13 protein-coding genes are annotated in these 12031 nt (G+C 60.5%); 7 read left to right on the top strand and 6 right to left on the bottom strand.

Going from position 1 to position 12031, the window contains the following annotated elements:
• The first annotated feature begins 22 nt into the window (after positions 1-22).
• The 5 genes from FAA97_RS16420 to FAA97_RS16400 all read left to right on the top strand — a co-directional run bounded on the left by FAA97_RS16420 (position 23) and on the right by FAA97_RS16400 (position 4286).
• Positions 23-619, top strand: coding sequence for a GNAT family N-acetyltransferase (locus tag FAA97_RS16420; protein ID WP_136599640.1), 597 nt, complete (start codon positions 23-25; stop codon positions 617-619).
• 289 nt (positions 620-908) lie between these two features.
• Positions 909-1607, top strand: coding sequence for an OmpW/AlkL family protein (locus FAA97_RS16415; protein WP_136599639.1), 699 nt, complete (start codon positions 909-911; stop codon positions 1605-1607).
• Between the two features lie 297 nt (positions 1608-1904).
• Entirely contained in the window at positions 1905-2525 is a 621-nt protein-coding gene (locus FAA97_RS16410; RefSeq protein ID WP_136599638.1) for an outer membrane protein, read from the top strand.
• A 353-nt stretch (positions 2526-2878) separates the two neighbouring features.
• A complete protein-coding gene (locus FAA97_RS16405; protein ID WP_136599637.1) occupies positions 2879-3508 on the top strand; it encodes an outer membrane protein in 630 nt (209 codons plus the stop codon).
• A gap of 145 nt (positions 3509-3653) precedes the next feature.
• Positions 3654-4286 carry an outer membrane protein gene (locus tag FAA97_RS16400; protein ID WP_136599636.1) on the top strand — a complete coding sequence of 211 codons (633 nt, stop codon included), beginning with the start codon at positions 3654-3656 and terminating at the stop codon, positions 4284-4286.
• A 73-nt stretch (positions 4287-4359) separates the two neighbouring features.
• Here the strand turns inward: FAA97_RS16400 and FAA97_RS16395 are convergent, their stop codons facing one another.
• From FAA97_RS16395 to FAA97_RS16370, 6 genes are all read right to left on the bottom strand, one after another.
• On the bottom strand, positions 4360-6198 hold the full coding sequence (locus tag FAA97_RS16395) for a methyl-accepting chemotaxis protein (protein WP_136599635.1): 1839 nt from the start codon (positions 6196-6198) through the stop codon (positions 4360-4362).
• A gap of 286 nt (positions 6199-6484) precedes the next feature.
• On the bottom strand, positions 6485-7471 hold the full coding sequence (locus FAA97_RS16390; RefSeq protein ID WP_136599634.1) for a WD40 repeat domain-containing protein: 987 nt from the start codon (positions 7469-7471) through the stop codon (positions 6485-6487).
• Between the two features lie 56 nt (positions 7472-7527).
• Positions 7528-8655, bottom strand: a complete 1128-nt coding sequence (locus tag FAA97_RS16385; RefSeq protein ID WP_136599633.1) for a CobW family GTP-binding protein — start codon at positions 8653-8655, stop codon at positions 7528-7530.
• A 97-nt stretch (positions 8656-8752) separates the two neighbouring features.
• Complete coding sequence (locus FAA97_RS16380; RefSeq protein WP_342774481.1) at positions 8753-9139, bottom strand: type II toxin-antitoxin system VapC family toxin; 387 nt, start codon at positions 9137-9139, stop codon at positions 8753-8755.
• A 2-nt stretch (positions 9140-9141) separates the two neighbouring features.
• Positions 9142-9417, bottom strand: coding sequence for a type II toxin-antitoxin system Phd/YefM family antitoxin (locus FAA97_RS16375; protein ID WP_136599631.1), 276 nt, complete (start codon positions 9415-9417; stop codon positions 9142-9144).
• A gap of 55 nt (positions 9418-9472) precedes the next feature.
• Positions 9473-10264, bottom strand: coding sequence for a creatininase family protein (locus FAA97_RS16370; RefSeq protein WP_136599630.1), 792 nt, complete (start codon positions 10262-10264; stop codon positions 9473-9475).
• Positions 10265-10349: 85 nt separating this feature from the next.
• Between FAA97_RS16370 and FAA97_RS16365 the strand changes: the two genes are divergently transcribed.
• The gene (locus tag FAA97_RS16365) at positions 10350-10904 is read left to right on the top strand and encodes a MarR family winged helix-turn-helix transcriptional regulator (protein WP_136599629.1); all 555 of its coding nucleotides are present in this window, start codon (positions 10350-10352) and stop codon (positions 10902-10904) included.
• Between the two features lie 77 nt (positions 10905-10981).
• Positions 10982-11998: a LacI family DNA-binding transcriptional regulator gene (locus FAA97_RS16360; RefSeq protein WP_136599628.1), complete on the top strand. Its 1017-nt coding sequence runs from the start codon at positions 10982-10984 to the stop codon at positions 11996-11998.
• Positions 11999-12031: the final 33 nt, after the last annotated feature.

Genomic DNA, 12031 nt, shown 5'->3' with positions numbered 1-12031 from the left:
CTGCTTGGGATGGGAGGCCAGAATGGCCGCTGTTCTGGATGGCATGCGTGCGCTTTTTCAGGCGACGCCTGCCTTTGTCATCGATCATGAAACGCCTGCTGACGTCGTGGCGCGCGAAGCGCTGCTCGACCGCTCCATGGGCCGGGATCGCCGCAAGAAGTCGTCGGAGAAGATCCGCCGCAACCGCATTCCGGCTGAAGGGCTGGCGCTTGTGGCGCGGGACCGCGACGGCCATGTCATCGGCACGGTGCGGCTTTGGAACGTTGAAGCTGGCGTGAATGCCGAGGGCAGGGCAGTGGATGCGCTGCTTTTGGGGCCGCTTGCGGTGGATGCCGCCCATGAGGGCAAGGGCATCGGCTCGGCACTGATGCGGGCTGCGATCACCGAAGCCCGCAAGCGTGGGCATGGCGCGGTGCTGCTGGTTGGCGATGCCGCCTATTACGAGCGCTTCGGCTTCTTTGCGGAGAAGACGCAGCACCTCGTGATGCCGGGGCCTTTCGCCCGTGAGCGCTTCCTTGCACTCGAACTCGTGCCAGGCTGGCTTCAAGGTGCCGCCGGCATGATGGTCGCCTCCGGTCGACGGCTGTCGCAGCCGACGGATTTCCGTCGCGCGGCCTGACAGCCTCCCGGAAGGCGTGCCTTGCAAAGGCCCGGTCGCGATTCGTCGCGCCGGGCCTTTTGCTTGAGCCATGATCACACAAGGCCTGTCGCGGGATGATCGCCACCAGGATCCGCTCTGCGATTTTCAATCGTCAAGTCTGGCTATGGCAGATGTGCAACAATCACAATGATGATCATTATTTCTCATAACTGACTTCTAACATATTGATTTAGCTCAACCGCCCAAGGTCCGTCCGCCTGCTAGCTGTCTCCGGCTGATGCCACTATGTCATTACAAGGAGAGACCAATGACCCGCGTCCGGACCATCTCAACCCGCAGCCTTGTCGCCACAGCGACCCTTCTGCTCTTGTCGTCGGCGGCGGCGATGGCCGCGGATCTGCCGGCGGCGCAGGAGCCCGCGCCCGTGGCCGTTGAGGATGTCGCGGCGCTCAGCCCGTGGCAGGTGCGCGTGCGGGGTCTCGGCGTCATCACCAATGACAAGGGGTCGGTCGACCAGATCGGCGGCGCTGACCTCTCCTATAGCGACAGCGTCATTCCCGAGCTGGATATCAGCTATTACTTCACCGACAACATCGCGGCCGAACTCATCCTCGGCACCACCTATGCAAATGTTTACGGCGAGGGGGATATCGCGGGTCTCGGCAAGCTCGGCAAAACCTGGGTGCTGCCGCCGACCCTGACGTTGCAGTATCACTTCACCGACTTCGGTGCCTTCAAGCCCTATGTCGGCGCCGGCATCAACTACACCATGTTCTATAGCCAGAAGGGGGCTGCGGCGAGCGATCTCGACGTGAAGAACACCTTTGGTGCAGCCCTGCAAGTCGGTACGGACTACATGATCAACGATCATTGGGGTCTGAACTTCGACGTGAAGAAACTCTTCCTCAAGGCCGACTTCGACGCCACAATTGTTGGCACGGATTATTCCGGCAAAGCCAAGCTTGATCCCTGGTTGATCGGTGCAGGCGTCACATATCGCTTCTAACTATCTGATTAAAGAGAATTAAACAGAAGGCGGCCGGTTGCAGTGGCCGCCTTTTTTGTTGCTATTTGGCAACGGTGGGCAAAAGCTTCTAGGCAGGTTCCATAGCAATGACCTTTTTTCGGCCATATCAGGGAACCATTCTTTCTCTACACCCTTCTGGGATCGAGTTCCGGCGCGAAACAAACGCTCGGGCGGGAACGGGACGCCGGCTTAATTCCAGTTGCTGTGCAATGTGATGATCACACGCAGAAACCTGAATGGCGTTACAACCGATCTTGTAACACAGGAGTGAAACACATGATTAAGAGCATCCTTCTCGGTTCGGCCGCAATGCTTGCGGTATCGACCACGGCATTCGCCGCTGACGCCATCTACGAGGCGCCTGCCGAGCCGCCGGTTGCCGTCGAGACGGCGCCTGCCTTCACCTGGGCCGGCGGCTATGCTGGTATTCACACCGGCTACGGCTGGGGTGACGGCGAACTCGTCGGTACCGGCACTGAAAGCTTTGACGGTGCCCGCTTCGGCGGCTTTGCCGGTTATAACTGGCAGATGTCGAGCGGCTTCCTGGTCGGTCTCGAAGGCGACCTGAACTACGACTGGAATGAAGAAAACCTTGCTGGTGCAGACGTGAAGACCGGTTTCAGCGGCTCGGCCCGCGCCCGCGTCGGCTACGCCATGGACCGCGCGCTGCTCTTCGCAGCCGGTGGTTACACGGGCACCCAGATCGAAGCCGACGGCGTCGGTGATGATACGATGCACGGCTGGACCGTCGGTGGTGGCGTAGACTACGCGTTGACCGACCGCATGTTCACCCGCGTCGAGTATCGCTACAACGACTTCGGCACGGGCGATGTTGGTGGCAACGACGTCAAGTTCGACCAGCACGTCGTCAATGTCGGTCTTGGTGTGAAGTTCTAAGCCAGATTTTTTTTTGACCTCCGGACGCCCGGCCATTCCAACCGAATGGCCGGGCGTTTTATTAGATAAATTCAAGTATTTGTGCTGTGGGTCACAGGTCGAACGCCAATCTGTTGCTTGGCGACAACTTCGGCCAAAAGTATTGTGGCCTGCTTCGACTAAAATGCCTTTTTCCGGCCTTAGCACAGCACCAATTGCCTTCTAGAGCCCGTCTTGGAGAGGGGCCGATGCACAGTTTTCGTGCTCGGCAGGGGGGAAACCCGGCTTCTCCTTCTTTGCTGCGAACACCCCGATAAGGGTGAGCGGCAATGGAGAGAAGAAAGACCGGAAAACCCCATCTAGGAGCTTTTAACATGATCAAGACTGTTCTTCTGGCTTCCATTGCAGCCATCGCGATTTCCACCACCACACTCGCTGCAGATGCCGATTTTGCAGCCCCGGAAGCGCCGCTGGCGCCGGTTGAAGAGACACCTGGTTTTTCCTGGGCCGGTGGCTATGCCGGTGCCCACACGGGTTACGGCTTCGGCGATGCCTCGATTGACCGCTTTGGGTCCGCAAGCGTTGATGGCGCGCGGCTCGGCGGCTTTGCAGGTTATAACTGGCAGTTCTCGAATGGGTTCGTCGTCGGTCTCGAAGGCGACCTGAACTATGACTGGAACGACGGCAAACTGGCCGGCGTCAATGTCGAAGGTGGTCTGAACGGTTCCGGCCGGATCCGTGCGGGCTATGCTTTCGATCGCGCCCTGATTTTTGCTGCAGGTGGTGTTGCTGCAACGGAGTTCAAGGCATTCGACCCTTGCTTCAGCGATGAGGGGACTGCAATTGGCTGGACTGTCGGCGGTGGTGTCGACTTCGCTGTGACCGATCGCATTTTCACCCGCCTTGAGTACCGCTACAACGACTTCGGCAGCACCAAGGTCGCCGGTGCCGACGTCGACTTCAACCAGCATGTGGTCAATGTTGGCTTCGGCGTGAAGTTCTGATCGCCGAGCTTTCCGTTTGTCGAACGCCCAGTCATCCACGCCGATGACTGGGCGTTCTGCTTTTGTGATTATGTGATATAATAGTTACAGACACAAACGAGGCCGGCAGTTAAGAAACGCTCCATACAACATTGGAGTACGCATCATGATCAAGTCCATCCTTCTCGCTACCGTCGCTTCCCTGTCGATCTCGACTGCAGCGCTTGCCGCAGACGCCATCTACGAAGCCCCGGCTGAGCCGCCGGTGGCTGCTGAACCTGCTGCATTCTCGTGGGCCGGTGGTTACCTCGGTGCGAATGGCGGCTACGGCTTCGGCAATGGCGAGGTTGAAGGCGTTATCGAAGAAAGCTTCGACGGCGCACGTTTCGGTGGCTTTGCCGGCTATAACTGGCAGATGTCTGGCGGCTTCGTCGTCGGTCTCGAAGGCGACGTAAACTACGACTGGAACGAAGAAAACGTTCTCGGTACGGCGCTCGAAGGCAAGAGCGGCCTGAACTGGTCGGCACGCGCTCGCGCCGGTTACGCCATGGATCGCGCCCTGTTCTTCGCAGCTGCCGGTTACACGGGCACCAACATCGAAGCCAACGTAGGCAGCTTCAGCGCTGACGACACGCTGCACGGCTGGACCGTTGGCGCTGGCGTCGACTACGCCCTCACCGACCGCATGTTCACCCGCGTTGAATACCGCTACAACGACTTCGGCAGCGGCAACCTCGACGGCGTTGACGTCAAGTTCGACCAGCACGTGGTCAATGTCGGCCTCGGCGTGAAGTTCTAAGTCTAGAACGTCTAGACCTCCAGGGCGCCCGGCCCGCCGCAAGGCGAGCCGGGCGTTTCTTCGTTCAGAAAGCTCAGGCGGCGGACCGGCGGGTTCCTGTCGTAGGCTCGGCAATCCTGCGGTGACCGCCATCGGTGAGCTGGAAGCGACCGACGACCGTCGCAAGATCGGCTGCCCCCGTCGCCAGAGCATGGCTGATAGCGGTCGTTTCCTCCACCATGGCGGCATTGCCTTGGGTCATCTTGTCGATATCGGCAATCGCACCGCTGATTTCCTTCAGGCCGAGGGCCTGCTCTTTCGCCGCAGTCGCGATGGCGTCGACATTGGTGTCGATGCGGGAGACGAATTCTCCGATCGTCTCGAGTGCGGCCCCCGTCTCCCCGACCAGCCTGACGCCCGAGGCGACTTCGTTGCCTGACTTTTCGATCAGGCCCTTGATGTCGCGGGCTGCTGTTGCAGACCGTTGCGCAAGTTCGCGAACCTCTTGCGCAACGACGGCGAAGCCTTTGCCGGCCTCGCCAGCGCGAGCGGCCTCAACACCGGCATTGAGCGCCAGAAGATTCGTCTGGAAGGCGATCTCATCGATCACGCCGATGATCTGGCCGATCTCGGACGAGGCCTGCTCGATGCGTTCCATGGCCGTGACCGCCGCGCCGACAATGGCTGCGGAGGAGGTTGCGGAGTGCTTGGCGTCTTCCACGAGGCGGCGCGTGTCCTGCGTCCGCTCTGCCGAGGTGGTCACGGTGGTGGTGACCTGTTCAAGGGCGGCGGAAGTCTGTTCCAGCGCTGCCGCCTGCTGCTCTGTGCGTTTGGCCAGATTGGCAGACGCCTCGCGCATTTCCTGGCTGTTCGTCCGCAGTCGGTCCGTTTCAACCTGGACCTGTTCCAGCGTGGTCCGGAATGTCGCGAGCGACTGGTTGAAATCGGCCCTCAACCGCTCGAAGCGTGCGTCGAAGGCGTCATCCAGTGTCGTGCGAATGTTGCAGTCCGCCAGACGCTGCAGGCCGGCACCCAGTGTTTCGATGACGAAGCGCAGGGCTTCGGCCTCCAACAGACGGTCGCGATCGCGCTGGCTGCGTTCCCCGTCCATCAGGGCGCGTGCCTGCTCGGCTTCGGCTTCCAATCTTTGATTGTCGAGACCTGCCTTGCGGAAGACTTCGACCGCTGCGGCAATCTCGCCGATCTCGTCCTGTCTTTGCGAATGCGGCACGCTTTGCCCATAGGAGCCGTGCGCCATCTGCGTCATATAACCGGAGATCTCGCCAAGCGGATTGAGCGCGCGACGGCGGATGAAATAGACGGTGCCGAGTGCGGTTGCGATCAGCAGCAGACCGAGTGTGAGCGCCATGGCTTCCCGGCTGGCACTTTCTTCTGCCGCGAACGCCTCTCGATCCACAAGATATGTTCCGGCGCTCGAGACGAGTTCGTTGACCGAGGTTTCATGGTCGTGAAATTGCGTCTTCAGCAGCGATAGTGCGGCATTGAGACTGACTGTGTTCTTGGTAGCGATGGCGGGAAGATACGCTTGCTCCATGGATTGCCAGAAGCGATCGCCCTTGGTCAGAACCGCATTGTAGAGCTTGTCCTGCAGTGTTGCTGGAAGGGTGGATGTTTTCCAATACTGACGTCGCTCTTCATAGAGCTTCCGCAGGACCTCGATCTTGGGAAGATTTACCGCCTGTGTATCCGGATGCAGCGCGGTCTCGTTGGCGAGCGCGTAGGACTCGATCAGGTAAAGCGGCGGTGGCAGGATATCGGCGATCAGATCCTTGCCGTCGACGATCTCCTGGTAGATCGGTCCATTGACCTTCAAGGTCTTCAATGTCTGGGCGCCGATGCCGGCGACAAGCACAATACCGGCGGTCAGAACGAGGCCTGCGGCCGTGATGGCGTGTTTGAGTGAAAAATTCATGGCGTGTCCATCCGCACGGGAAGGGGCGGTGACATGCTTGCACAGGCAAGCCTATCCCCGGCGCGCTGCCGTGGTCACAAAATCGGGTGAAGAAAAAATCGGGCTACCGGCTGGTTTATGGGAGGTTTTTTGTCAGCCGCATCGATCAGACGCCAAAATCGTTGCCGACCGGTTAAGGTTGACACATCGTTAGCGGCTGAAAGTGCCAGATCTCAGCCCATTTTTGGTCGGATGTCCCTGCAAAGTTGTGAAAGGGAGTTGCCTTTTCCGATTACGGGAGGCCCTGTCACGCGGAGATGTCGATGACCCCGCAGTCGCCAGCCTCCGAAGCGAAGCTCAAGAGCTTGCCCGTGGCACTCCAGGCCAAGCCGGTAATCGCGCCCTTGCCGGGGCGGCGCAGCAGTGCTTCCTTGCCGTCGGCGATCCGCACGGCAAGGATCATGCCGTCGATGAAGCCGATGGCGAGCACCTCTTCCAGCGGATGGAAGGCGACCTGGGTCACCAGGATGTTGGCGCGCGTGCCGAGTTCGAGCGGCGCCTTGCCCATCGGGCCGTCCTTGCTGGCGAAAGGCCAGACGATGGCTGCCGGCGCGCCGGATGAGGCCAGCCACTTGCCCTTGGGCGACCAGGACAGCGATTTGACCTTGGCCGGATAGCCGGTCATGCGCATGTGACGGGCATCCGCGCTCTTGCCATCGAGCTTCCAGCCATGCAGGGCGCTTTCCTGCATGGTGGTGACGACGAAGCGACCGTCCGGCGAGAAGGTGACGCCGGTATGAGCCCCCTTCCATTCCAGATCGACCGGGGCACCCGATGTGGCGACCCAATGCAGCGTCACACCGTTGTAGCGCGCAACGGCGATGCGCAGACCTTTCGGCGCGAAGTCGATTGCCTCGACCGTACGCTCCTCGTGGAACTCCTTGGTGGAGCCGTCGGCAAGCCGTACGATCGCGGATTTGCCCTGCGCATAGGCAATCGCGCCCTGCGGGCCGGGGGCGACGACGTTGATCCACTTGCGCGGGACATGGGCCAGTTCTGTCAGCGTCCCGTCATTGGCAATGCGCAGCACGCGGCCGTCTTCGCCGCCTGTCAACAGCGTCTGGTTGGCCGGATCCTTGACACAGGTCAGCAGTCCCGCGCCGATATCGGTCACCTTCTCGCCGCCATCCAGGCGGTGAATGGTGCCACCTGACGCCGCGAAGACGGGTGTTTCGCCGAGAAAGTGGGTTGCCAGCACGTGGCCTTCAATGTCGAGCGGGGCAACGGTCGGCATGGGTCGGGATCATCCTATGTTGGTCGTCAGGTCGGGCAAGGCGAAGATCGACGGCTTCAAGCCGTCGCTTCGCACGCCTTGAAGCTGGCTTCAAGCTTCTCGCGATCAAGGTCGCGGCCGATGAAGACGAGGCGGCTTTCGCGCTTTTCGCCATCCTTCCACGGGCGTTGGTGATCGCCTTCGACGATCATGTGCACGCCCTGCACGACGTAACGCTCCTCGTCGCCCTTGAAGGCGATGATGCCCTTGAGGCGCAGGATGTTGGGACCTTGCGTCTGCGTCACCTTCTGGATCCAGGGGAAGAAGCGGTCCGGGTTCATCTCGCCGCCGCGCAGGGAGACGGAAACCACTGTCACGTCATGGATCGCCGACGGGGCATGGTCGTGATGGTGGTGGTCATGATGGCCATGGCCGTGATGATCATGCCCATGATCATGCCCATGATCATGCCCGTGGTCATGATGGTGGTGATCGTGGTGATGATGGTCATGGCCGCAATCGGGGCCGCAGACATGATCAGGCGCATCGTGATCGAGGAAGTGCGGATCGTTTTCCAGCGCGCGCTCGAGATTGAAGGCGCCTTGGTCGAGCACCTTTGCGAGATCGACGCCGGAGCGGGTGGTCGAGTAGATGCGGGCCGACGGATTGATGGCGCGCACGACATGTTCGATCTGGTGCAGTTCGTCATGGCTGACGAGATCCGCCTTGTTGATCACGACGACATCGGCAAAGGCGATCTGGTCTTCGGCCTCGCGGCTGTCCTTCAGGCGCAGCGGCAGATGCTTGGCATCAACAAGCGCGACGACGGCATCGAGCTCGGTCTTGGAGCGGACGTCGTCATCCATGAAGAAGGTCTGAGCGACCGGGACCGGATCGGCAAGGCCCGTCGTCTCGACAATGATGCCGTCAAAACGGCCGGGGCGGCGCATCAGGCCTTCGACGACGCGGATCAGGTCGCCGCGCACGGTGCAGCAGACGCAGCCATTGTTCATCTCGTAGATTTCTTCATCCGACTCGACGATCAGGTCGTTGTCGATGCCGATCTCGCCGAATTCATTGACGATGACGGCATATTTCTTGCCGTGGTTTTCCGACAGGATACGGTTCAGAAGCGTCGTCTTGCCGGCGCCGAGATAGCCGGTGAGCACGGTGACGGGAGTGGGCTTTGTGGATGCTTCGGTCATGAAAACCTCAATCGGATCGGGAGGCCGGCAGAGCGGCATGTAATGGTGTTACCCCATATAGGCGCTCATTCGGATCAGTTCAAAGGCTTTCGTGCGATCAGGCGACACCCAGTGCCGAGCGCAGATCGGTGCGGGCAAAATCGTCGCCGACGTAAAGGAGCGGGCAATCGAATTCCTTGGCGGTGGCATAGGAAAAGCAGTCGCCGAAGTTGAGGGCGGCGGGGTGGAAATTCTTTCCGAAGGTCCGATAGGCGAAGCCGGCGCCTTCAGCCCGAGCCTTGGTCACGTCTATGATTTCAGTGACGGCGATGGAAAGAAGATTTTCCATCGGGACGCTCAGCCGGCGACGACTTGCAACGATCATACATTCTGTGATTGTCGCAGACGAAATCAGCCGCTGCCGGGCGCTTTCGATCGCCTTTTCACAGGCTAGCCCGTGTTCTTCCTCTTGTAATATTGCCATGAGAGCTGAGGTGTCGATCACGATCACTTCGGTATGCCATCCCCGTCATACAGGAAGTCCTGGCTTCTTGCGGCAGTTTCTTCCGGAAACGGGTCTGCTGTCTGGCGCGCCTGTTCCTTGATCGCACGAAGGAGGGTGGCGAAGTCCTCAGTGTTTTTTGTCGGTGTCTCGACAGTATTCAAGAGAACGATGCGCGCAATTGGATTGCCGTCTCGGGTCAGGAGTATATCTTCTCCCTTATCTGCCCGATCTACGAGTTCCTCCAGATTCCTCTGGGCGTCTTGTACGGAAATTCTCACTGCGGCAACCTCCGGTCCCGTTTGAAGATAGGCTTGTCCAGCTGAGGGTGCAACCTCAACGTAGCCGCGTTACGTCGAACCTCTCCACATCCTCCAGCAGTTCCACAAGCCCCTTCACGCTGTGCGCAATGAGCCGTTCGCCCCTCTCGGCCGTCGCAGCCGAGGCGTTGCCGGCGACGCCCTGGGGATTGAGGTCTGACATCTTCCAGCCGAAGGCATGCGGGCCGTAGGCGCGCAGGTGGCGGAAGCGGGCGGCGAAGTCGGATTGGCGCGAGGGGAAATCTTCTGCCTTCGTCATGTCCACCTTGTCGGGGGCCAGCGCCAGCATGACCGAGGTCTCGATGTCGCCGCCATGGATATCGACGGCCTTGTCTTCCGGCCGCATCCAGCCTTCGGGGATACCGAAGCGTGTCCAGCTTGTCGCCACGACCAGCATGGCGAAGCGGATGCGGGCCTCCGTTGCGACAATCGTCAGAAGCGGAGAATTTCCGCCATGGGCATTCAGGAGAACGAGCTTGCGGATGCCCAGCGCGTTGAGATCCGCTGCCATGCCGAGCCAGCGGTTGACGGCTTCGTCGAAGGCCAGCGTGCGGGTGCCTTCGACATCCATGTGCTCGATCGAGTAGCCGATCGGCTCCGTCGGCAGGATGGTCACCGGCAGTTCGTCCGGCAGGGCGGTTGCAAGCCGGCGCGCTATGCCTGAGGCAATAATGGTGTCCGTCTCGAAGGGCAGGTGCGGACCGTGCTGTTCGTGGGCGCCCAGCGGCAGCACAGCGATCCAGTCGCTGCGGTCACCGGGCAGGAGGGCTGCGTCATTCTCCCTGAACCAGCGCTTGGGCTTCACCATCTGGCCTCCTGGAATGATCTTGGTTATGACAGGCGGCTGGCCGTTCGGTCGGCGGCGCGACGGCTGCCAGCTTCTGGGGAGAGTAATGGCGAAAAAGGATAAGGCCGACAAGGCACCGAAGGGTGACAAGGCCGAGAAAGCCGACAAGCCTGACAAGCTGAAACGCAAGGATCTTGCCGGCAGCGGTATGGTGTCGAGTGCGCTCACGCAGGTTGCGCGGGCCTTGAGAACGCGGCTATCTCACGGATTGGCGACAAGCGGCCTCTATCCCGGCCAGGACGGCGTGGTGCAATTGCTGGCGACGGAGGACGGGATGACGCCGGGCGCGCTGGCCCAGCGGCTTGGCGTCAAGGCGCCGACCATGACGCGTACGATCGGTCGGATGGAGGTGCAAGGTTTCGTCACCCGGCACACGGATGACAGGGATCAGCGGCTGACCAAGGTCTACCTGACCGATGAGGGCCGTCGAAGCCTCGCCCAGATCAATGCCGCCATGGCCGCCTGCGAAATGCAGGCGATCCGCGGATTGTCCGGCAAGGAGGCGCGCCAGCTGATCAAGCTGCTCTCGATCATCGATGAAAATCTCTCCGACCGACCCTCTTCTGTTCGCGACGTCATCGACAGTGACGAAGACGATTGATAGGCGCGATTAAATTGTTTAATTAAACCGTTTAATGGTGGCGTGAGGCGCCCCAAATCTGCTGCGAGGGAGGTCACGTGGCACAAAAGGTCAAGCTGTCGACGATTGCAGAATCGCTCGGTCTTTCCACGGCAACCATCTCACTTGCACTGCGCGACAGTCCGCTCGTTGCCGTCGATACGCGGGAAAAAATCAAGGAGCAGGCGCGGGCGCTGGGATATATCTACAATCGCCGCGCGGCCAGCCTTCGAACCTCGCGATCCGGCATCATCGGCGTCGTCGTGCACGACATCATGAACCCCTTCTACGGGGAAATCCTGAAGGCGATCGAGACGGAACTCGATCGCAGCCGCCACACCTTCATTCTGTCGAACCATTACGACTCGGTCGAAAAGCAGCGCATGTTCGTGGAAACGCTGCTGCAGCTTGGCGGCGACGGGGTCATCATGTCGCCGGCGATCGGCACGCCGCCCGAAGATGTCATGCTCGCCGAAAACAACGGCATGCCCGCGATCTTCATCGCCCGCTCAATGGATGGACTCGATGTGCCGATCTATCGGGGCGACGACACCTATGGCATTTCGCTTGCCACCAACCATCTGATCGGCCTTGGCCATCGGTCGATTGCGATGATCGGCGGCACGGACCAGACCTCGACCGGCCGCGACCGCTATCAGGGCTATGTCAACGCGCTTCGCAAGGCCGGTATCGAGGTCGATCCTGGGCTTCGCATTCCAGGCCCGCGTACCAAGCAGGGCGGCTTTGAGGCGGCGGTGCATTTCCTCTCGCTTCCGCAAAAGCCGACAGCGGCCGTCTGCTGGAACGATCTGGTGGCCATCGGGTTGATGAACGGTATTGCGCGTGCGGGTCTCGTGCCGGGCAAGGATATTTCTGTCACCGGTTATGACGATCTGGAGGAGGCGTCGATCGCGACGCCTGCTCTGACGACGGTGTGGAACGGCCAGGCGGAAGTCGGGCGGCTTGCAGCGCGCGCGCTTCTCGACAAGCTTGCAGGCAGTCACGAACCTGACGGCATCCATCTCATCAAGCCGGAAATGCGGATTCGCCAATCCACCAGCCCGATCTCTCGATGATCGCCGCAAAGCCCCCAGGAACACGCCTCGTTG

Origin of the sequence: Peteryoungia ipomoeae, from assembly GCF_004912165.1 — a bacterium.
GTDB classification, from domain to species: Bacteria; Pseudomonadota; Alphaproteobacteria; order Rhizobiales; family Rhizobiaceae; genus Allorhizobium; species Allorhizobium ipomoeae.
The sequence above is the reverse complement of the archived record's forward strand: the minus strand, read 5'-3'. Positions and strand labels throughout refer to the sequence as shown.